Genomic DNA, 21,043 nt, shown 5'->3' on the forward strand with positions numbered 1-21,043 from the left:
GTGTTCAAACTCGCCTGTTAAATAAGTGACTGCGTTTCAGGGAAGCCGAAACGAATATTTAAACACTGAATCGCCTGCGACGAAGCGCCTTTCAGCAGATTATCTTCCACCGCCACGATGATCAAATGCTCACCCTGGATAGCAAAACCGATATCGCAGAACGGCAGGCCCACTACCGCTTTCAGCTCCGGTACGCCCTGCGGATAGACACGCACCAGCGGTTTATCGTGATAGGCGTTCTGGAACGCCTGCGCCACATCTTCACGCGTCACCCCCGCCTTCACCCGACAGGTGATGGTTTCCAGAATGCCACGCGGGAAGTTGCCAAGATGCGGGTTAAAAATCACCGGTACGCCAAGGTGTGCCGCGATTTCTGGCTGATGACGATGGGCAAACAGGTTGTACGCTTTCAGGCTGACTTCGCAGAAGCTGGTATTCATGCTGGCCTTACGACCCGCGCCGCTAACACCACTGGTGGCGTTAATCACCGGCCACTGCGCGTTATTCAGCAGATCGGCGGAGACCAGCGGCTTCAGCGCCAGCTGCGCGGCGGTCGGATAACAACCCGGCACCGCAATCAGCTGTGCTTCTTTAATTTTGTCGTGCTGCCACTCCGCCAGACCATACACCGCTTTATCCAGCCACTGCTGGTGCTGATGGCTGAAGCCGTAATATTCGGTAAAGAAGTTTTCGTCGTTGACGCGGAAAGCGCCCGAGAGATCAAACACCACGCAGCCCGCTTTCAGGAATTCTGGCGCCAGATCGTGGCTGACTTCGTGGGCGGTGGCGAGGAACACCACATCCACTTTATCCGCGTATTCGGCAGGATCACTCAGCGGCTGCAAGGGCAGATCGATCACCCCTTTCAGCTGCGGGTGAAGATCGGAAAGTAACTTTCCTGCATCCGGACTTTGCGCTGAAACTGCTAAAGCGGTTATGTTCATATGCGGATGGCGATTCAGAAAGGTCGCGAGCTCTACACCAGCGTATCCGCTGGCGCCTACAATCAGCGTATTCAACATCAGGCTGTATACCTTCTTACAGTCACAAAATTCCGGGTTGCAGCCTGCTGGCTCCTCACCGACGAAGTCAGGCGTTTTTTTATTCAGGAACCAATTAACCGTTCCCTTAAGCCTGGCGATAATGTATTTTTATTCACTATTACTGCATGAATATTGATACTATCCTAACTCAAGGACTGTCAACAGTGAAGACAAAATTACCCCCTTTTATTGAACTCTACCGCCAGTTGATCGCTATACCGTCAATCAGCGCCACCGACAGCGCGCTCGATCAGAGTAATGAAACTTTAATCAATTTGCTGGCCGGTTGGTTTCGCGACCTTGGCTTCAGTGTTGAAGTACAACCGGTGCCAGGAACACGCCATAAATTTAATATGCTGGCGAAGAGCGGACTCGGCGCTGGTGGTCTGTTATTAGCCGGTCACAGCGACACCGTACCCTATGATGATGGCCGCTGGACCCGTGACCCTTTTACCCTGACCGAACACGAGAACAAGCTGTACGGTCTGGGCACCGCCGATATGAAAGGCTTCTTTGCTTTTATTCTTGATGCGCTGCGCGATGTGGATATTTCCACGCTGGAAAAACCGCTGTATATCCTCGCCACCGCGGATGAAGAGACCACCATGGCGGGCGCCAGCTATTTCGCCCAGTCCACCACTCTGCGCCCTGACTGCGCGATTATCGGCGAGCCAACATCACTGAAGCCGGTGCGCGCCCATAAAGGCCATCTGTCGCAGGCAATTCGTATAGAGGGGCAATCTGGTCACTCCAGCGATCCGGGCCGCGGCGTTAACGCTATCGAGCTGATGCACGAGAGTATTGGTCATCTGATGAATCTGCGTAATACGCTGAAAGAGCGCTATCACCACGACGGCTTTGCCATTCCTTATCCAACGATGAACTTTGGTCATATCCACGGTGGCGACGCGGCAAACCGCATTTGCGCCTGCTGTGAGTTGCATATGGATATTCGTCCGCTGCCGGGACTGACGCTCAGCGATCTTGATGGTCTGCTGAATGAAGCGCTGGCGCCGGTGAGTGAGCGCTGGCCAGGCCGGCTGACCGTCGGTGAACTGCATCCGCCCATCCCCGGCTACGAATGCCCGCCCGATCATCAGCTGGTGCAGGTCGTTGAAAAACTGCTGGGAACGCCAACTGAAGTGGTGAACTACTGTACCGAAGCGCCGTTTATCCAGCAGATCTGTCCGACGCTGGTACTGGGTCCGGGCTCGATTAATCAGGCGCATCAGCCCGACGAATTTATCGATATGGCCTTTATCAAGCCAACACGTGAACTGATTGCGCAGGTGGTGCAGCACTTTTGCCATTAAACAGTGATAAGAGGGGGATTTGGCTGGCTATCCGGCCAGTTACCCCTGATTTATTCCGTGTTTAGCGATAAGAATAACTTATCCCACCTTGATGTAATTAAATTTCATAAATTACCGTCATTTAGCCGCAGGATAGCGCCTGTTTAAGTCATTTGACGAATGGATAGTTACATGGCTAGATAAAAGACGAAGTTATACCGGCGACGGTGAAATAAAGTTACAGAAAAATATAAGGGTGTCAGGGGTCATATGAACGAACAATATTCCGCAATGCGAAGTAATGTCAGTATGCTCGGCAAACTGCTCGGGGATACGATTAAGGATGCGCTGGGAGAGAACATCCTCGACCGGGTGGAAACCATCCGCAAACTCTCCAAGTCATCCCGCGCAGGAAATGACGCCGATCGTCAGGAATTGCTGAATACGCTGCAAAACCTGTCGAATGATGAATTGCTGCCGGTGGCGAGAGCATTCAGTCAGTTTCTCAATCTGACTAACACCGCCGAGCAGTACCACACCATCTCACCAAAAGGTGAAGGCGCAAATAATCCTGAGATGCTGGCGAAGGTGTTTGACCGCCTGAAGCAGCAACCTGAGCTTAGCGAAGAAGCCGTCCGTGAAGCGATTGAGTCGCTGTCACTGGAGCTGGTGCTCACTGCACACCCGACTGAAATCACCCGTCGCACCCTGATTCATAAACTGGTGGAAGTAAACACCTGCCTGAAGCAGCTCGACCATAACGATCTGTCAGATTACGACCGTGGCCAGATTATGCGCCGCCTGCGTCAGCTGGTGGCTCAGGCCTGGCATACTGATGAGATCCGTAAATATCGTCCATCGCCGGTCGATGAAGCCAAATGGGGCTTTGCGGTGGTGGAAAACAGCCTGTGGGAAGGCGTACCTGACTTCCTGCGCGAACTGAATGAGCAGGTCGAAGCCTCCTTTGGTTACAAACTGCCGGTCGACTTTGTGCCGGTGCAGTTTACCTCGTGGATGGGCGGCGACCGTGATGGCAACCCAAATGTCACCGCCGATATTACCCGCCACGTGCTGCAATTAAGTCGCTGGAAAGCCACCGACCTGTTCCTGCGCGATATTGCGGTGCTGGTTTCCGAGCTGTCGATGTCGGAGTGTACGCCTGAAGTGCGTAAACTGTGCGGCAATCCGGAAGCGCTGGAGCCGTACCGTGAAATTATGAAGCATCTGCGCAGTCAGTTAAGCAATACCCAGGCTTATCTGGAAGCGCGACTGAAAGGCGAACGCCTGCCGCGTCCAGCCGATCTGCTGATTTCCAATGACCAGCTGTGGGATCCGCTCTATACCTGTTATCAGTCACTGCAGGCGTGCGGCATGGGCATTATCGCCAACGGCCAGCTGCTGGATACCATGCGTCGTGTGAAATGCTTCGGCGTGCCGCTGGTGCGGATTGATATCCGCCAGGAGAGCACCCGCCATACGGAAGCCATTGCTGAAGTGACGCGTTATCTCGGCCTTGGTGATTACGAAAGCTGGTCAGAAGCGGATAAACAGGCATTCCTGATCCGCGAACTAAACTCCAAACGTCCGCTATTGCCACGTCAGTGGGAACCGAGCGCCAATACTCATGAAGTGCTGGAGACCTGTCGCGTCGCCGCTCAGGCGCCGAAAGGGTCGATTGCCGCCTATGTGATCTCGATGGCGAAAACGCCATCAGACGTGCTGGCGGTGCATCTGCTGTTAAAAGAAGCCGGTATTCCGTTCGCCATGCCGGTAGCCCCGCTGTTTGAAACCCTTGATGACCTGAATAACGCCAACGATGTTATGAGCCAGCTGCTCAGCATTGACTGGTATCGCGGCTTTATCCAGGGCAAACAGATGGTGATGATTGGCTATTCTGACTCGGCAAAAGACGCCGGGGTGATGGCCGCTTCCTGGGCGCAGTATCAGGCGCAGGACGCATTAATCAAAACCTGCGAGAAAGCGGGTATCGCCCTGACACTGTTCCACGGACGCGGCGGCACTATCGGCCGTGGTGGCGCACCGGCGCAGGCGGCACTGCTGTCACAACCGCCGGGCAGCCTGAAAGGTGGCCTGCGTGTCACCGAACAGGGTGAGATGATCCGCTTTAAGTACGGACTGCCGGAAATCACTATTTCCAGTCTTTCGCTGTATACCGGCGCGATTCTGGAAGCGAACCTGCTGCCACCGCCGGAACCGAAGAAAGAGTGGCGCAGCATTATGGACCAGCTGTCGAAAGTCTCCTGCGATATGTACCGTGGCTATGTGCGCGAAAACGCTGACTTTGTGCCTTATTTCCGTTCGGCGACGCCGGAGCAGGAACTGGGCAAACTACCGCTCGGTTCACGTCCGGCCAAACGTCGTCCGACCGGCGGCGTCGAGTCACTGCGCGCCATTCCATGGATCTTCGCCTGGACGCAGAACCGTCTGATGCTGCCCGCCTGGCTGGGCGCTGGCGCGGCATTGCAGAAAGCGATGGAACAGGGCCATCAGGATCAGCTGGAAACCATGTGCCGTGACTGGCCGTTCTTCTCCACCCGTCTTGGCATGCTGGAGATGGTGTTCTCGAAAGCGGATCTGTGGCTGGCGGAATATTACGATCAGCGTCTGGTGGACACCTCGCTGTGGCCGCTGGGCAAACAGCTGCGTGATCAGCTGGATTCCGATATCAAAGCGGTGCTGACTATCGCCAATGATTCACATCTGATGGCCGACCAGCCGTGGATTGCGGAATCTATCGCCCTGCGCAACGTGTATACCGACCCGCTAAACGTGTTGCAGGCCGAGCTGTTGCATCGTTCACGTCAGCAGGAGCAGAGTGGTGGTGAGCCGGATGCTCGCGTTGAGCAGGCATTGATGGTGACTATCGCCGGTGTGGCGGCAGGAATGCGTAATACGGGTTAATCTCGTTCAACATCATACGGGCGGCGAGAACGCCGCCCCTACATAATTCTATGATTACTTTGTAGGGGCGGCGTTTTCGCCGCCCAAGCCGGTCAGACCGCCGCAGCCGGACGCACACCCAGCGTATGACAAATGGCGTAACTCATTTCCGCGCGGTTCAGCGTGTAGAAATGGAAATCCTTCACCCCTTCGCGGCTGAGGATCTTCACCATATCCATCGCTACATTGGCGCCGACCATTTTGCGCGTCTCAGGATCATTATCCAGTCCTTCAAACATCGCGGTCATCCAGCCCGGTACACGCACATTGGTCATGGTGGCAAAACGCTGTAACTGCTTAAAGTTAGAGACCGGCAGAATGCCCGGAACGATTTCGACATCAATACCGGTCGATACACAGCGATCACGAAAACGCAGATAGCTTTCGACATCAAAAAAGAACTGAGTAATCGCACGATTCGCGCCGGCATCAATTTTACGCTTCAGGTTAATCAGATCCGACTGTGCGCTTTTCGCTTCCGGATGCACTTCCGGGTAAGCCGCAACCGAGATATCAAAGTCACCGACCTCTTTTAACAGCGCCACCAGATCGGCGCCGTACATTTCCGGCTTGCCGCCGCCCGGCGGAAGGTCACCGCGCAGCGCCACGATATGGCGAATACCGTTGTTCCAGTAGTCCTGCGCGATAGTACGCAGTTCATCGCGGGACGCGTCGATACAGGTGAGATGCGGTGCAGCTTCGAGGCCGGTGCGATCTTTGATCCCTTTGATAATGCTGTGGGTACGGTCACGCTCGCCGGAGTTAGCGCCGTAAGTGACGGAGACGAATTTTGGTTTCAGACTGCTTAAGCGATCGATAGAGCTCCACAGAGTCTGTTCCATTTCACTGGTGCGCGGCGGGAAAAACTCAAAAGAGACATTAATCTGGCCATTAATCTCTGCAAGGCTTTGATTTAATGCTTCGCGCTGGTTGGCGTGAAAGAAACTCATAACTGCTACCTCATCAATCGCTTTATGTCATTATGACGGCGTAAGTTGAACATCCATACGTTTAGACGTCCAGACACTCAAAATGAACGATCCTGGTTAACTCGTCAACAAAAAAATGATCAACATGCGTGACAAATTCTCACCGAAGGTGAAAGAAATTCAGGATAGAGAAACAGGGTAGGTCAAACAGGCGGCGAGAACGCCGCCCCTGCATCAGAGCGGCTAAGGGCGGCGTTCAGACTACAGCAGTTGCGCCAGGCGATTGATATCTGACTGAATTGCGCCAGCGGTCACGTCACGTCCGGCGCCCGGACCACGAATCACCAGCGGGTTATCGCGATACCAGCGGCTTTCGATGGCAAAGACGTTATCACAGGGCAGCAGTGACGCCAGCGGATGCTCCGGGCGTACCGCTTCCACGCCGACACGCGCTTTACCGTTGGCATCGAAGCGCGCGACATAGCGCAATACCAGCCCCATCTCCTGCGCCGCTTCTAAGCGCTGCACCATCTGATCGTTGAGCGCTTCGCCATTTTCAAAGAAGTGATCGACCGACTCGCTTTCACAGCCCGCCGGCACCAGCGACTCGACGCGCACCTGATCCGGCTCGATGTTATAGCCCGCTTCACGCGCCAGAATCACCAGCTTACGCATCACGTCCTGACCGGAAAGGTCCACGCGCGGATCCGGCTCAGTTAAGCCCTGCTGCCACGCCTGATCCACCAGCTCGGTAAATGGCACCGTGCCATCAAACTGTAAAAACAGCCACGACAGCGTGCCGGAGAAAATCCCGCTAATCGCCAGAATGCTGTCGCCGCTTTCGCGCAGATCGCGCACCGTATGGTTCACCGGCAACCCGGCGCCAACCGTGGCGTTATACAGCCAGTGACGGCCGGTTTTAGCAAATGCATCGCGGATCTGACGATACGTCTGGCTGTCAGACGCGCCTGCGACTTTATTGGCGCTAATCACATGGAAACCGTGGCTGGCGAAATCAAGATACTGTCCGGCTAATGGCGCGCTGGCGGTGACATCCAGCACCACCAAATCGTCGAACGGGTGCGCACGCATCCACAGAAACAGCGACTCTTCATCCTGCTCCACCGCTTCATCTTCAAAGAATGCCAGCGCCCGGCTGGCATCCAGCCCGTCATAGCTCAGCAGGCTGCGGCGGCTGTCCACCACCCCGGTCAGCACAAATTCAAAACCGGTGCGGGCGGAAAGGATTTCATGTTCACGCGCAAACAGCTCCAGCCAGCGCGAACCGATATTGCCTTTGCCGAACAGCACCAGACCGATACGTTTTTCCGCACGGAACAGCGACTGATGCAGACCCTGAATCAGATGCTCGGTCGGGCCGACGCGCAGTACCGCCACCAGGCTGATACTGTCTTCCGACTGCCAGATAAACTCCACCGGCTGATCTTTAATCTGCTGCCAGAAACGGTGGCTGTGCAGTGGATTGCGGCTGACGCCCGCACCAACCAGCGCTACCAGCGCCAGACCGTCGCGCAGCTGCAGGTGACCCGGCAAACCGGCATCCTGCAGAATATCCAGCGCACTGTTAACCACTTCCGAGGTGTAGCACAGCTGCAACAGGTTGCGATCCGGATGCACACCGGTCGCCAGAGGGCGCACCTGCGCACGTTTCAGCAGCAGGTCGATCTGTTTATGCACACTGACGAAATCATGGGACGGCGGCACCAGGAACTCAATCAGGCAGACATCATCATGACTGGTGACAATACGTGCGCCGGTACCGGAAGCCAGCACACGCTCAATGCGGGTGGAACCCTGCTCGGGCTGATAGCTACAGCGCAGTTGCAGATCGATATCGCTGCCGGAAACCGGCTGCAGGGTGCGGGTATGCAGTACCGGCGCCGCTAAACGCGCCAGTTCGCTGGCTTCATCAAGACGCAGCAACGGCAGCAGGCAGGCATCTTTTACTTTACGCGGATCAGCGCTGTACACCCCGGCCACATCACTCCAGATGGTGACGCGGGAAGCACCAGCCAGCGCACCAATTTGCGTGGCAGAGTAGTCGGAACCATTACGTCCCAGCAGTACGGTTTCACCGGCCTCATTGCGGCAGATAAAACCGGTCACCACCAGTCGCTTATGCGGATGCTGCGCCATCAGTTGTTGCAGCAGTGGCCAGGATTTACCCTCATCCACCTGTGGCTGCGCGGCGCGTTCGGCACGCAGAAAATCGCGGGCGTCCAGCCAGCCCGCTTCCATATCGCGCTGATTAAGCACCGCCGCCATCAACCGTGCCGACCACACTTCACCATGACCCACCACTTCGGCATACACCGCATCGGTGATTTTGCTATCCAGCAGCGCCGCCAGCTTTTCCAGATCGTGAATAAATTCGGCAACCATCGGTTCGGCAAATTCAGCAGGCAGCAGGCCGGTAATCAGTTCCGTTTGATAACGACGCAGCGTCTGTTGCACCTGATGAGCCGACAGACGATCACTCTGGCTGAGTTTCAGCCAGCTAATCAGCTGATTGGTGGTGCTACCGGCGGCCGAAACCACCATCAGATCGCCCGGCTGACTGTAATCCGCCATAATCCCGGCCACGCGCTGGTAACATTTGGCATCAGCCAGACTGCTGCCGCCAAATTTATGCAATTGCCGCGTGTTGTGCGTCCCTGCTACTGCTGAAATACTCATGATTACCTCTCGGCCGCAACCCGGAATGCATTATCCAGATCGGCTATTAAATCTTCGTGATCCTCAATGCCAACAGAAATACGCAGCAGCGACTCTGAAATTCCCGCCTCGGCTCGCGCCTCCGCCGACATGCCCGCATGGGTCATGGTGGCCGTATGGGAAATCAGGCTTTCCACGCCGCCCAGCGATTCTGCCAGGGTAAACAGTTCCAGCGCTTTCAGGAAGCGGCGAATTCTCTGTTCATCGCCATCCAGCTCAAAACTCAGCATCGCGCCAAAGCCACGTTGCTGACGTACCGCATACTGATGCCCGACATTTTCCGGCAGTGAAGGATGATACAACTTTTTCACTAACGGTTGTTGCTTCAGGTAATCAACAATCGCCAGCGCATTGCGTTGTGCCGCCGCCATACGCGGCGCCAGGGTGCGCATACCGCGCAGCAGCAGATAGCTGTCGAACGCACCGCCGGTGACACCGATATTATTTGCCCACCATGCCAGTTCGGTAGCCGTTGCGGCATCTTTCGCCACTACCGCACCAGCAACCACATCGGAGTGACCATTAAGGTATTTAGTACAGGAGTGGAGCACTAAATCAGCGCCCAGCGCCAGCGGGTTTTGCAACGCCGGACTAAGGAAAGTGTTATCCACCACGCTGATGGCGCCGGCTTCACGCGCAGCTTTACAGATTGCCGCAATATCCACGACACGCAGCAGTGGATTGCTTGGGCTTTCAATCAGCACCAGCTTCGGTTTTTCCGCCAGCGCCGCCTGCAATGCCGCCGCGTCATTCTGATCGACAAACTTAACGCGATAAGCGCCACGCTTACTCAGGCTGTCGAACAGACGATAGCTGCCGCCATAACAGTCATGTGGGGCCACCAGCAGATCGCCAGGCTTCAGGAACACCGTACACACCAGATGAATCGCCGACATGCCGGTATTGGTCATCACCGCGCCTGCTCCACCTTCCAGCTCCGCCAGCGCGCGCTGCACCACATCACGCGTCGGGTTACCACGACGTGAATAGTCATGGGCACGCGGCTGATTGAAGTCGGTAAAGTTATAAGTACTGGAGAGATGAATCGGTGGGACAACGCAGCCATATTGCTCGTCATCATTCAAACCGCTACGTACTGCGATAGTTGCCTGTTTACGCGTCATGGTGCTCACTGTTCCTGACTGAAATAAAGAAGAGTGACAGGATAGCATCATAGTAATAGACGTCAATACATCTGGACATCTAAATGTCTTTGCGTATAGATTGAGCAAAGACACAATACCCGTTAATATTACGCGGTATATTGCCTGGCTGCCCCACCCGCCTCCCTGCTGACATTTATTAGTGAGAAGCGGCAAGATCGGGCATAATTAGCCGATTTCCGGCAACTCCACTTTTAAATGATAATGATTAAGGTAACCCATGGCTGAATGGAACGGCGAATATATCAGCCCTTACGCTGAGCACGGTAAGAAGAGCGAACAAGTCAAGAAGATTACAGTCTCTATTCCGCTGAAAGTTCTGAAGATTTTGACCGATGAGCGCACGCGCCGTCAGGTAAACAACTTACGTCATGCGACCAATAGTGAGCTGCTGTGCGAAGCGTTTCTGCACGCATTTACCGGTCAGCCGTTGCCGGATGATGTCGATCTGCGCAAAGAACGTAGCGATGAAATTCCCGAAGAAGCCAAAGCCATCATGCGGGAAATGGGTGTCGATCCCGATACCTGGGAATATTAATCCTCTTTCAGTACCCCACGGGCGGGCATCTTTTTCACGCAGATGCCCGCCTGTTGCTTTTCTGGCGCTGAATATCAGCCATAAAAAAACCCGGCCGAAGCCGGGTTTTTCTTATTAACAAAACCAGAGTGGTTTTATTAAGCTTTGCTGCCTGGGATGCTGAAACGCTTGTTGAAGCGGTCAACACGGCCACCGCTAGCAACGTCACGCTGCTTACCGGTGTAGAACGGGTGGCATTTGCCACAAACGTCCAGGTTCAGATCGCGACCGACAGTAGAGCCGATTTTGATTTCGTTACCGCAAGAACATTTAGCAGTAACTTCAGTATATTTAGGGTGAATACCTTTTTTCATGGGAAAACCTCAGTTAAGGCCGCGTCGCTCTCCCGTGCCAGGAAAATTCCTGCACCGGCACCACACGAAGATTAAAAAAATTAGGTGTCATTGATACTAAAACACGGTATCAAAGGCGGCGAACTATACAGAAAGTCGCCAGCGCCTGCAATCGAATCCGCACATTGCAGGCCACACAGTGTACACTATCTCGTCATTTTTTTCATCCGGATGAATTCATGCCCGTTGTTCAGGTCGCGCTGCCCGTACCACTTGCCCGTAATTTTGACTATCTGCTGCCCGCTCACCTCCATGCGGTGGTGGGTGGACGCGTGAGCGTGCCTTTTGGTAAACGCAAAGCGACTGGCATTGTGGTCGGCATCAGCGAAAGCAGCGATTTTCCAGTCGACCAGTTAAAAGCAGTGCATGAGGTTCTCGATCAGCAATCCCTGTTCCCCCCTTCCCTGTGGCGCATTCTGCTGTGGGCGGCTGACTATTATCATTTTCCGCTGGGCGAAGTGTTATTCCATGCGATTCCGGTACTGCTGCGTCAGGGCAAACCGGCGCAGGAAGCGCCGCTATGGCAATGGTTTATCACCGAGCTGGGACGTGAAACCGCGCCTGAGAGCCTGAAGCGCGCGCCGAAACAGCAGCAGGCATTAACCGCGCTGCGCCAGCGCCCGATTTACCGCCATGAAGTCACCCAGCAGGAGATGACCGACGCCACCCTGCAGGCGATGCGCGCCAAAGGTTTATGCGAACTGCGCGAGCATCAGCGCGCCGCAGAAGACTGGCGCACCCACTTTGCAGTAAAAGGCGAACGCCTGCGGCTCAATACCGAACAGGCCACCGCCGTCGGCGCAATCCGCAGCGAAGACGATCACTTTGCCGCCTGGCTACTGGCAGGGATTACCGGCTCGGGTAAAACCGAGGTCTATCTCAGTATTCTGGAGAATGTGCTGGCCAGCGGTCGCCAGGCGCTGATTATGGTGCCGGAAATTGGCCTGACGCCGCAAACCATCGCCCGCTTCCGTGAACGCTTTGACGCGCCGATCGACGTGCTGCACTCGGCGTTAAACGACAGCGAACGTATGGCGGTATGGTTACGCGCACGTAGCGGTGAAACCGCCATCGTGATTGGCACCCGTTCCTCGCTGTTTACGCCCTTTGCCCGTCTGGGGGTGATTGTGATCGATGAAGAGCATGACAGCTCCTATAAACAGCAAGAGGGCTGGCGCTATCAGGCGCGCGATCTGGCGGTGTTTCGCGCGCGCGAAGAGGACATCCCGATTGTGATGGGTTCTGCGACCCCGGCGCTGGAAACCCTGCAGAACGTACAGATGGGGAAATATCGCCAGCTGAATCTCAGTAAGCGCGCCGGTAATGCCCGTCAGGCCACTCAACAGCTGATTGATTTAAAAGGCGTGAAACTGGAAGGCGGTCTGTCGCCAGCGCTGATCCAGAAAATTCGCCAGCATCTGCAAGCTGATAACCAGGTACTGCTGTTTCTGAATCGCCGTGGTTTCTCCCCGGCGCTGCTCTGCCATGAGTGCGGCTGGATTGCCGAATGCCAGCGCTGCGATCATTACTACACTCTGCATCAGAATCAGCGCCAGCTGCGCTGCCATCACTGTGACAGTCAGCGCCCGGTGCCGCATCAGTGTCCGCAATGCGGTTCGACCCATCTGGTACCGGTCGGCCTTGGCACAGAACAGCTGGAGCATAATCTGGCGGCACTGTTTCCCAATACTCCGCTGTCGCGTATTGACCGCGACACCACCAGCCGCAAAGGGGCGCTGGAACAGCATCTGAATGAGGTGCATCGCGGCGGCGCGCGCATTCTGATCGGCACCCAGATGCTGGCGAAAGGCCACCACTTTCCCGATGTCACGCTGGTGTCACTGCTTGATGTCGATGGCGCGCTGTTCTCTGCCGATTTCCGCTCTGCCGAACGCTTTGCTCAGCTCTATACCCAGGTCGCCGGACGCGCCGGACGCGCAGGGAAACAGGGTGAGGTGCTGTTACAGACGCATCACCCGGATCATCCGCTGCTGCAAACCTTACTGCATCTCGGTTATGACGCTTTTGCGCAACAGACGCTGCAGGAGCGCAAAACGGTATTTTTACCGCCATTTACCAGCCATGTCCTGATCCGCGCCGAAGATCACGACAACCAGCAGGCATCCGCCTTCCTGCACCAGCTACGTAATCTGTTTGAAGCCAGTCCGTTAAAAGATGAGGCGTTATGGGCGATGGGGCCGGTACCGGCACTGCTGGCAAAACGTAGCGGGCGCTATCGCTGGCAACTGTTATTACAGCATCCTTCGCGGGCGCTGTTGCAGCGTCTGCTGAAAAGCAGTTTACCGCTGGTCAGCACCTTGCCGCTGTCGCGCAAGGTCAAGTGGACACTCGACGTCGATCCCACTGAAAGCTGATGAATGACTGATGACGACAACAGTTGTGCGAGCAGGATCGAAAAAAGTCGCACAAGTCACACTTTTTATGCAAATTAAGTAACAGCACCCGGCCGCAATCTGTTAAGAATGAGATGACCATCAGCTAATGGCCGCAAATTGTAGCGATAAAAATCTAAAGAAAATTCAACAAGTCAGGTCAGCCTCGCTGGCGTGAGGAGAAAAGCGTTGGAGCAGAATCAACAGACTACGGCAGCCACCATGAAAAACGTGGCTGAAAGAGCAGGCGTATCAACGGCCACCGTGTCACGCGCACTGATGAACCCGGAGAAGGTTTCAGTCGCAACGCGACAAAAAGTGGAACAGGCGGTGATCGAAGTCGGCTACTCACCGCATACGCTGGCGCGCAACGCCAGGCGTAGCGAATCACGCACCATTCTGGTTATCGTGCCAGATATCTGCGATCCCTTTTTCAGCGAAATTATTCGCGGTATTGAAGTCACCGCTGCACAGGAGAGCTATCTGGTGCTGATTGGCGACTGCGCCCATCAGAATCAGCAGGAAACCTCATTTTTAAATCTGATGCTGACGCGGCAAATCGATGGCATGGTGCTGCTCGGCTCGCAGGTACCTTTTGATACCGGGATAGAAGAGCAACGCAATCTGCCGCCGATGGTGATGGCCAATGAGTTTGCCCCGGAGCTGGAACTGCCAACGGTGCATATTGATAACCTCACCGCCGCATTTGAAGCGGTTAATCATCTGCATCAGCTGGGACATCGCCGTATCGCCTGTATTGCCGGACCTGAAGAGATGCCGCTGTGTCACTATCGCTTACAGGGCTATATCCAGGCGCTGCGGCGCAATGGCCTGACGGTCGACCCGGAATATATTGTGCGCGGTGATTTCACTTTTGAAGCCGGCGCTAAGGCGCTGAAGCAGCTGATGGCCCTGCCGCAGCCACCCGATGCGTTGTTCTGCCATAGCGACATTATGGCGCTGGGCGCGATGTCGCAGGCCAAAAACAGCGGCCTGCGCGTACCGCAGGATCTGTCGCTGGTTGGCTTTGACGACATCGAACTGGCTCGTTACAGCGATCCGCAACTGACCACCGTCGCACAACCGCGTTTTGATATCGGTCGTGAAGCGATGCTATTGTTACTCGAACAGCTACAGGGCAAAGTGGTCAGCAATGGCTCGCGCCTGCTTGATTTTGAACTAAAAATTCGCGGCAGCAGCGCACGGGCCACCCAGCATAAGTAGCCGGTGGTTTTCCTGACGGCGTGAGATTCAGCCTAATCCTGGGTGACTCACTGCTGGTCAAACTTCCAGCCCTTGAGTAACATGTCGGGCTAATAGCCGGGTTCATAAAGTGCTGACTTTTCACGCGCATTGCAAATTCTTGCCCGGCGTGCCTTTTCTTATTTGATATTAGCGGAACGATAGTGGCACAAAAAGATTATGTAGGCCGCGGGCGTTCGACAGGGACGCGTCGCAAAAAAACCACCGGCCGCAGCAAAAAACGCAGCAACGGCTCAGGTGTTTCCAAATTTATGGTGGTACTGGCAGTTGCCGTATTGATCGCCTTTATCGGGATTTTGTGGTTTCTCGCTCATCATAAGAAAGACGATACGCCGGTTATTCCTGACCACAAAGCCGCCGGTAATGGCTTGCCGCCAAAACCGGAAGAGCGCTGGCGCTATATCAAAGAGCTGGAAAACCGTCAGATTGGCGTGCCGACGCCGACAGAGCCTTCTGCTGGTGGAGAAGTGCATTCCCAGACTCAGCTTACCGATGAACAGCGCCAGCTGCTGGAGCAGATGCAGGCTGATATGCGCCAGCAGCCGACTCAGCTAAACGAAGTGCCATGGAACGAACAAACCCCGGCGCAGCGTCAGCAGACGATTCAGCATCAGCAACAACAGCAACAGGTTCAGCAACAACAACAGCGGATGTTGCAGCAAAACCAATTGCAGCAACAGTCACGAATGCCGCAACAGCAGACGCAACCCGCTGCGCCGGTAGCCCGTGAGCCGGTACGCCAGGCGCCGCCTGCGCAGGCCAGCAAACCGCAGGAAACGGCGAAAGCCAAAGAGAAAGAAGAGAAACCGAAGACGCAAAGCTGGATGGTGCAGTGCGGCTCCTTCAAAGGCACCGATCAGGCCGAATCTGTGCGCGCCGCGCTGGCATTTGAAGGCTTCGAGAGCCGGATTACCACCGGCGGTGGCTGGAATCGTGTGGTGGTGGGCCCGTATAACAGCCGCGCCAGCGCCGACAGCACCCTGAAGCGCCTGCGCAGTTCTGGCCACTCAAACTGCATTCCCCTCGCCATCGGGGGTTGAAACCCGCCAAACTCGCCCCATATCTTGTTGCATAAAGCCCCGTACCTTGTGTGCGGGGGGATCTTCCGATCGACAACAAGGGGTCTGCCCGTGACAACAATAGTAAGTGTACGACGCAACGGCCAGGTAGTGATTGGCGGCGATGGCCAGGCTACTCTCGGCAATACCGTGATGAAAGGCAATGTTAAAAAAGTGCGTCGTCTCTACAACGACAAGGTTATCGCCGGATTTGCTGGCGGCACTGCAGATGCCTTTACCCTGTTTGAACTGTTTGAACGCAAACTGGAAATGCACCAGGGTCATCTGGTTAAAGCGGCCGTGGAACTGGCGAAAGACTGGCGTACCGACCGTATGCTTCGTAAGCTGGAAGCCCTGCTGGCGGTCGCCGACGAAAACGCCTCGCTAATCATCACCGGTAACGGTGACGTAATTCAGCCCGAGAACGATCTTATTGCCATCGGTTCAGGTGGTCCTTACGCTCAGGCAGCCGCGCGCGCGCTGCTGGAAAATACCGATATCGGCGCACGCGATATCGTGGAAAAAGCGTTGGGCATTGCAGGGGATATCTGCATTTACACCAACCATAATCTCACCATCGAAGAACTACCGTCCAAAGCGTAAGGATCCTAACTATGTCTGAAATGACTCCGCGCGAAATCGTCAGCGAACTGAACCGATTTATCATTGGCCAGGACGGCGCTAAAAAAGCCGTGGCTATCGCCCTGCGCAACCGCTGGCGCCGCATGCAACTGGACGAAGAGTTACGTCATGAAGTGACGCCAAAAAATATTCTGATGATCGGCCCAACCGGTGTCGGTAAAACCGAAATCGCCCGTCGTCTGGCCAAGCTGGCGCATGCGCCTTTTATTAAAGTTGAAGCGACCAAGTTCACCGAAGTGGGCTATGTTGGTAAAGAAGTGGATTCGATTATCCGCGATCTGACCGACGCCGCGCTGAAAATGGTACGGATGACGGCCATTGATAAAAATCGCTATCGCGCAGAAGAGATGGCTGAAGAACGTATTCTCGACGTCCTGATCCCACCAGCGAAAAACAACTGGGGACAGGCCGAAGCGGCCGCGGAACCTTCCGCTGCGCGCCAGTCGTTCCGTAAAAAACTGCGCGAAGGCCAGCTGGACGACAAAGAGATTGAAATCGATCTCGCCGCCACCTCAATGGGCGTAGAGATTATGGCGCCTCCAGGCATGGAGGAGATGACCAATCAGTTGCAGTCAATGTTCCAGAATCTGGGCGGCCAGAAGCAAAAACCGCGTAAGCTGAAGATCAAAGAAGCGATGAAGCTGTTGATCGAAGAAGAAGCAGCGAAACTGGTTAATCCGGAAGAGCTGAAGCAGGAAGCGATTGAAGCCGTCGAGCAGCACGGCATCGTGTTTATCGATGAGATCGACAAAATCTGTAAACGCGGTGAGTCTTCCGGCCCGGATGTGTCGCGTGAAGGTGTGCAGCGCGACCTGCTGCCACTGGTCGAAGGCTGTACCGTATCAACCAAACACGGCATGGTGAAAACCGACCACATTCTGTTTATCGCTTCCGGCGCCTTCCAGGTGGCCAAGCCTTCTGATTTGATCCCGGAATTGCAGGGTCGTCTGCCCATTCGTGTTGAACTGCAGGCGCTGACGGTCAATGACTTCGAACGTATCCTGACCGAGCCTAACGCCTCCATCTCCGTGCAGTACAAAGCGCTGATGGGCACCGAAGGGGTAACGGTTGATTTCACCGACGACGGCATCCGTCGTATTGCCGAAGCGGCATGGCAGGTAAACGAATCCACCGAAAATATCGGTGCGCGTCGTCTGCATACCGTGCTGGAACGTCTGATGGAAGATATCTCCTACGACGCCAGCGATCGCCAGGGTGAATCGATCACCATTGATGCAGCCTACGTTGGCAAACATCTGGATGTGCTGATTGCTGACGAAGATCTCAGCCGCTTTATTCTGTAATGGTTAGCACGGGTGGCGATAACGCCGCCCGTGAGTAGTCTGCCAGGAAGCCGTTAACGGCTCCCGTCTCACCAGCAAATCCCTTGCCAACCTCCTTCTTTATTGACGAAGATTAATTTTTCCCCTCCTGCCTGCACGTACACTACCGGTAAGCGTTCAATCCGTATCTGCGACCATCCGGTGAAATCTATGGAAAATATTCAACTGGCGCCACGTCTTAGTGCCTCACGCGCCTGGCTGGAAAGCTTGCGACTGCGTACGCTGCCGCTGGCCTTTGCTTCGATTATCAACGGTTCGGCGCTGGCTTACTGGCAGGGACATTTTACCCCGGGTATCGCGCTGCTTACCCTGCTCACCTCCGCCCTGCTGCAAATTCTGTCTAATCTGGCGAACGATTATGGCGATGCGCAGAAAGGTAGCGATACCCCGCAACGCATCGGTCCGCTGCGCGGCATGCAGAAAGGCGCTATCAGCCCGCTACAGATGCGCTCGGCATTAGTGTTAACCGGGGTGATCACCCTGTTCTGCGGTATGGCGCTGGTGGTGCTGGCCTGCACCACGCTCAGCGATATGCTGGGCTTTATTGCGCTTGGCGCGCTGGCGATGGTGGCGGCAATTGCCTATACCGTCGGTAAGAAGCCTTATGGCTATCTCGGCCTCGGCGATCTGTCGGTGCTGATCTTTTTCGGCTGGCTGGGGGTCAACGGCAGCCAGTATCTGCAAACCCATCATCTGAACCTGATTGACCTGCTGCCTGCCACCGCTTGTGGCTTACTGGCGGCGGCGGTACTGAACGTAAATAATCTGCGTGATATCGACAACGACCGCCAGAATGGCAAGTTTACGCTGGCGGTGCGTCTGGGGCCGGTTAATGCGCGCCGCTACCATGCCGGATTATTATCCTGCGCACTGCTGTGCTTCGCCTTTTTTGCCCTGTTTGCTGCACAATCCGCTGGCAGCTGGCTGTTTCTGTTAGCGACACCGCTGATTTACCCGCAAGCACGCTATATCCTGCGGGAAACCAGCCCACTGGCGATGCGTCCGATGCTGGAGAAGACGGTAAAAATGGCGCTGCTGGTTAATGTGCTGTTCGCGCTGGGCCTGATACTGAGTTAACGGCAGGTGACGAATGTCCCTGATTTCTGATAATTGATGATTTTGCCAACATCAGCCAATAAGCGATATACTTAGCGCTCCTGTGGCAAACAGACGAAACTCCTATGAAATACGATACTTCCGAACTCTGCGACATCTATCATGAAGAAGTGAATGTTGTGGAACCGCTATTTTCGAACTTTGGTGGTCGCACCTCTTTTGGTGGGCAGATCATCACAGTGAAATGTTTCGAGGACAACGGGCTGCTCTACGATCTGCTGGAAGAGAATGGCCGCGGGCGTATCCTGCTGATTGATGGCGGCGGCTCAGTCCGTCGCGCACTGGTTGATGCGGCGCTGGCGCGTCTGGCGGTGCAAAACGAGTGGGAAGGCATTGTGGTCTATGGCTCGGTGCGTCAGGTCGACGATCTGGAAGAGCTGGATATTGGTATTCAGGCGATTGCCGCGATTCCGGTCGGTGCGGCGGGCGAAGGCATTGGTGAGAGCGATATCCGGGTTAACTTCGGTGGCGTCACCTTCTTCTCCGGCGATCATCTGTATGCGGATAATACCGGGATGATCCTCTCAGAGGATCCACTGGATATCGAATAGCCTTTCTCACAAGGCAAAACGGGTGCCTGAGGCACCCGTTCTAAGTTCTTTCATTGCTCGCCGATCAGACTTCTTCCATCTTTCCCAGCAATGCACGCAGACGATCCTGCCAGACATGCTGCTCTTCTTTCAGCTGCTGGTTTTCGCGTACCAGTGATTCGGTGTTGCCCGAAACCTGATTCACTTCCTGCTTCAGCGTATTGTTTTGCTCTTTCAGTTCTTCAATTTCCATCTGCAGCAGGGTGATGGTATCAATCGCCTGCTGGACTTTCGCTTCCAGTTTCTCGAACACTTCAAATGACATCTTTATAACCTCTCCTTAATCGCAAGGCGTTGATGATGCTAGCCGCTGACTATGAGGTTTATCGAAAACTCCGCGGATAGCAACGATTCCCCGATTGTATGTAGCCTGTCACCCCAAGTCCAGCAACGAACCCTTGCAGAGTGCAGTCTGTAACAATTTTCAGCTTATGCTTAAAGTCAGCGGGTGAAAGTAGCACTTTGTTTTTTTAAGCACCAATAAACCCTATTGGAACTTTTTTAACCGCTTTTATGATGCTTTTGGAAAACCAAAAGACGCGAAAGCGCGCATTTTTATGACGTAGTACACAGTTTTTGATTTCGCTATTTCTCGATTATGCTCGTTAACGATAAATTTACATCAGCCCTACATTAGATCGGGGTGACTGATGAATGAAAACAAAGAACGACAACATTTAACCTCGCCTTCAGGAATTTCACTATGAGCCAGACAGCAACAAGTACGCTTAAAGGTCAATGTATCGCCGAGTTTCTCGGCACCGGTTTAATTATTTTCTTTGGTGCTGGCTGCGTTGCCGCGATGAAACTGGCTGGCGCCAGTTTTGGTCAGTGGGAAATCAGCATCATCTGGGGCCTCGGCGTCTCCATGGCGATCTATATGAGCTCGGCGATTTCCGGCGCTCATCTTAACCCAGCGGTTACCGTCGCGCTGTGGCTGTTCGCCTGCTTTGACCGCCGTAAAGTTCTGCCCTATATCTTCGCGCAGATTGCCGGCGCCTTCTGCGCGGCTGCACTGGTCTACGGTCTTTACTACAATCTGTTTATCGATTTCGAACAAACGCACCAGATGGTACGCGGCAGCACTGAAAGCCTCGACCTTGCCGGCATCTTCTCCACCTATCCGAACCCACATATTGGTGTCGGTCAGGCGTTTCTGGTTGAAATGGTGATTACCGCCGTACTGATGGCGCTGATTATGGCGCTGACCGATGACGGCAACGGCATCCCGCGTGGTCCGCTGGCGCCGCTGCTGATTGGCCTGCTGATTGCGATAATCGGTGCAGCAATGGGTCCACTGACCGGCTTTGCACTCAATCCGGCCCGTGACTTCGGACCTAAAATCTTCGCCTGGTTAGCAGGCTGGGGTGAAGTCGCCTTCACTGGCGCACGTGACATCCCTTACTTCCTGGTTCCGATTTTTGGACCATTAGTCGGCGCAAGCCTGGGCGCATTCGGATATCGTGCCTTGATTGGTCGTCACCTGCCATGCGATGTTTGCGTAGATGATGACGAGAAAGCAGAAAAGCCCGTCGCGCGCGCTGAGCAACGTAAAGCGTAATTGTGCTCATCCTTTACACCATC

General features: G+C 54.8%; 17 protein-coding genes. 11 read left to right on the plus strand and 6 right to left on the minus strand.

Annotation, left to right across the window (positions count from 1 at the left end):
- Positions 1–17 precede the first annotated feature (17 nt).
- Positions 18–1,022, minus strand: a complete 1,005-nt coding sequence (gene argC / locus N5923_RS03200) for an N-acetyl-gamma-glutamyl-phosphate reductase (protein WP_267142905.1) — start codon at positions 1,020–1,022, stop codon at positions 18–20.
- 185 nt (positions 1,023–1,207) lie between these two features.
- On the opposite strand from argC, the gene argE reads away from it, so the two are divergent.
- Both argE and ppc read left to right on the plus strand, forming a co-directional pair.
- The gene (gene argE / locus N5923_RS03205) at positions 1,208–2,356 is read left to right on the plus strand and encodes an acetylornithine deacetylase (RefSeq protein WP_267142904.1); all 1,149 of its coding nucleotides are present in this window, start codon (positions 1,208–1,210) and stop codon (positions 2,354–2,356) included.
- A 249-nt stretch (positions 2,357–2,605) separates the two neighbouring features.
- The gene (ppc, locus tag N5923_RS03210) at positions 2,606–5,257 is read left to right on the plus strand and encodes a phosphoenolpyruvate carboxylase (RefSeq protein WP_267142903.1); all 2,652 of its coding nucleotides are present in this window, start codon (positions 2,606–2,608) and stop codon (positions 5,255–5,257) included.
- 92 nt (positions 5,258–5,349) lie between these two features.
- On the opposite strand, the gene metF is transcribed toward ppc, so the two are convergent.
- The 3 genes from metF to metB all read right to left on the minus strand — a co-directional run bounded on the left by metF (position 5,350) and on the right by metB (position 10,085).
- On the minus strand, positions 5,350–6,246 hold the full coding sequence (gene metF / locus N5923_RS03215) for a methylenetetrahydrofolate reductase (protein ID WP_267142902.1): 897 nt from the start codon (positions 6,244–6,246) through the stop codon (positions 5,350–5,352).
- Between the two features lie 240 nt (positions 6,247–6,486).
- Positions 6,487–8,922 (minus strand): bifunctional aspartate kinase/homoserine dehydrogenase II, encoded by a 2,436-nt coding sequence (locus tag N5923_RS03220; RefSeq protein ID WP_267142901.1) that lies wholly within the window; start codon positions 8,920–8,922, stop codon positions 6,487–6,489.
- Between the two features lie 2 nt (positions 8,923–8,924).
- Positions 8,925–10,085, minus strand: a complete 1,161-nt coding sequence (gene metB / locus N5923_RS03225; protein WP_267142900.1) for a cystathionine gamma-synthase — start codon at positions 10,083–10,085, stop codon at positions 8,925–8,927.
- A gap of 259 nt (positions 10,086–10,344) precedes the next feature.
- On the opposite strand from metB, the gene metJ reads away from it, so the two are divergent.
- Positions 10,345–10,662, plus strand: coding sequence for a met regulon transcriptional regulator MetJ (gene metJ, locus N5923_RS03230; protein WP_013200201.1), 318 nt, complete (start codon positions 10,345–10,347; stop codon positions 10,660–10,662).
- Between the two features lie 137 nt (positions 10,663–10,799).
- Here metJ and rpmE read toward each other — a convergent pair whose 3' ends face one another.
- The gene (gene rpmE / locus N5923_RS03235) at positions 10,800–11,015 is read right to left on the minus strand and encodes a 50S ribosomal protein L31 (RefSeq protein ID WP_267142899.1); all 216 of its coding nucleotides are present in this window, start codon (positions 11,013–11,015) and stop codon (positions 10,800–10,802) included.
- A gap of 218 nt (positions 11,016–11,233) precedes the next feature.
- Here rpmE and priA point away from each other — a divergent pair, with 218 nt between their 5' ends.
- The 7 genes from priA to rraA all read left to right on the plus strand — a co-directional run bounded on the left by priA (position 11,234) and on the right by rraA (position 19,420).
- The gene (gene priA / locus N5923_RS03240) at positions 11,234–13,429 is read left to right on the plus strand and encodes a primosomal protein N' (protein WP_267142898.1); all 2,196 of its coding nucleotides are present in this window, start codon (positions 11,234–11,236) and stop codon (positions 13,427–13,429) included.
- Positions 13,430–13,636: 207 nt separating this feature from the next.
- Positions 13,637–14,671: a DNA-binding transcriptional regulator CytR gene (gene cytR / locus N5923_RS03245; protein WP_267142897.1), complete on the plus strand. Its 1,035-nt coding sequence runs from the start codon at positions 13,637–13,639 to the stop codon at positions 14,669–14,671.
- A 182-nt stretch (positions 14,672–14,853) separates the two neighbouring features.
- The gene (gene ftsN / locus N5923_RS03250; RefSeq protein WP_267142896.1) at positions 14,854–15,750 is read left to right on the plus strand and encodes a cell division protein FtsN; all 897 of its coding nucleotides are present in this window, start codon (positions 14,854–14,856) and stop codon (positions 15,748–15,750) included.
- Positions 15,751–15,840: 90 nt separating this feature from the next.
- Positions 15,841–16,371: an ATP-dependent protease subunit HslV gene (gene hslV / locus N5923_RS03255; protein ID WP_004154863.1), complete on the plus strand. Its 531-nt coding sequence runs from the start codon at positions 15,841–15,843 to the stop codon at positions 16,369–16,371.
- Positions 16,372–16,382: 11 nt separating this feature from the next.
- Complete coding sequence (gene hslU, locus N5923_RS03260) at positions 16,383–17,714, plus strand: HslU--HslV peptidase ATPase subunit (RefSeq protein WP_267142895.1); 1,332 nt, start codon at positions 16,383–16,385, stop codon at positions 17,712–17,714.
- 189 nt (positions 17,715–17,903) lie between these two features.
- Positions 17,904–18,830, plus strand: coding sequence for a 1,4-dihydroxy-2-naphthoate polyprenyltransferase (locus N5923_RS03265; RefSeq protein WP_267142894.1), 927 nt, complete (start codon positions 17,904–17,906; stop codon positions 18,828–18,830).
- A gap of 104 nt (positions 18,831–18,934) precedes the next feature.
- Complete coding sequence (gene rraA, locus N5923_RS03270) at positions 18,935–19,420, plus strand: ribonuclease E activity regulator RraA (protein WP_017801528.1); 486 nt, start codon at positions 18,935–18,937, stop codon at positions 19,418–19,420.
- Between the two features lie 64 nt (positions 19,421–19,484).
- Here the strand turns inward: rraA and zapB are convergent, their stop codons facing one another.
- Positions 19,485–19,724, minus strand: a complete 240-nt coding sequence (gene zapB, locus N5923_RS03275) for a cell division protein ZapB (protein WP_267142893.1) — start codon at positions 19,722–19,724, stop codon at positions 19,485–19,487.
- Positions 19,725–20,162: 438 nt separating this feature from the next.
- Here zapB and N5923_RS03280 point away from each other — a divergent pair, with 438 nt between their 5' ends.
- Entirely contained in the window at positions 20,163–21,020 is an 858-nt protein-coding gene (locus N5923_RS03280) for an MIP/aquaporin family protein (RefSeq protein ID WP_267142892.1), read from the plus strand.
- The last annotated feature ends 23 nt before the right edge of the window (positions 21,021–21,043 follow it).

Origin of the sequence: Winslowiella arboricola (genome assembly GCF_025527015.1) — a bacterium.
Taxonomy (GTDB): domain Bacteria; phylum Pseudomonadota; class Gammaproteobacteria; order Enterobacterales; family Enterobacteriaceae; genus Erwinia; species Erwinia arboricola.

Excerpts from the sequence above, each read along its gene's own strand:
- zapB (WP_267142893.1), bottom strand. The coding sequence starts at position 19,724 with ATGTCATTTGAAGTGTTCGAGAAACTGGAAGCGAAAGTCCAGCAGGCG.
- rpmE (WP_267142899.1), bottom strand. The coding sequence starts at position 11,015 with ATGAAAAAAGGTATTCACCCTAAATATACTGAAGTTACTGCTAAATGT.
- metF (WP_267142902.1), bottom strand. The coding sequence starts at position 6,246 with ATGAGTTTCTTTCACGCCAACCAGCGCGAAGCATTAAATCAAAGCCTT.
- N5923_RS03265 (WP_267142894.1), top strand. The coding sequence starts at position 17,904 with ATGGAAAATATTCAACTGGCGCCACGTCTTAGTGCCTCACGCGCCTGG.
- argC (WP_267142905.1), bottom strand. The coding sequence starts at position 1,022 with ATGTTGAATACGCTGATTGTAGGCGCCAGCGGATACGCTGGTGTAGAG.
- N5923_RS03280 (WP_267142892.1), top strand. The coding sequence starts at position 20,163 with ATGAGCCAGACAGCAACAAGTACGCTTAAAGGTCAATGTATCGCCGAG.
- N5923_RS03220 (WP_267142901.1), bottom strand. The coding sequence starts at position 8,922 with ATGAGTATTTCAGCAGTAGCAGGGACGCACAACACGCGGCAATTGCAT.
- metB (WP_267142900.1), bottom strand. The coding sequence starts at position 10,085 with ATGACGCGTAAACAGGCAACTATCGCAGTACGTAGCGGTTTGAATGAT.
- ppc (WP_267142903.1), top strand. The coding sequence starts at position 2,606 with ATGAACGAACAATATTCCGCAATGCGAAGTAATGTCAGTATGCTCGGC.
- rraA (WP_017801528.1), top strand. The coding sequence starts at position 18,935 with ATGAAATACGATACTTCCGAACTCTGCGACATCTATCATGAAGAAGTG.
- priA (WP_267142898.1), top strand. The coding sequence starts at position 11,234 with ATGCCCGTTGTTCAGGTCGCGCTGCCCGTACCACTTGCCCGTAATTTT.
- hslU (WP_267142895.1), top strand. The coding sequence starts at position 16,383 with ATGTCTGAAATGACTCCGCGCGAAATCGTCAGCGAACTGAACCGATTT.
- metJ (WP_013200201.1), top strand. The coding sequence starts at position 10,345 with ATGGCTGAATGGAACGGCGAATATATCAGCCCTTACGCTGAGCACGGT.